This is a genomic window from Alkalihalophilus lindianensis, from assembly GCF_032843265.1.
Classification (GTDB): domain Bacteria; phylum Bacillota; class Bacilli; order Bacillales; family Bacillaceae_D; genus Alkalihalophilus; species Alkalihalophilus lindianensis.
Genome location: NZ_JAWJBA010000587.1, coordinates 1 through 258, shown reverse-complemented (window position 1 = coordinate 258; position 258 = coordinate 1). Strand labels below are relative to the sequence as shown.

At 26.4% G+C, this 258-nt stretch carries 1 pseudogene; it reads right to left on the bottom strand.

The features are described from left to right. Positions 1-258, bottom strand: a pseudogene (locus RYX56_RS23540) (hypothetical protein); the annotation flags it as partial.

Genomic DNA, 258 nt, shown 5'->3' with positions numbered 1-258 from the left:
CTTTTGATGCATACATTCTAAATACAAACTCAAGAAACATTCGACTTACAATATTAATAAAGAATGAATATTTTCCATTTTTATTTTCAGTAGCTAAAAAGAACATAAGTGCTTTTATTTTTTCTGAGTGGTCAAATATTAATTGATCTATATACTTATCCATAAATACTCTTGAAAGAACCGCTTGTTGTAGCATGACTACTGAATTTGATTTTGGAATTTTCAAGGTTATCTTTATAGTATCCTGCCAATAAATTA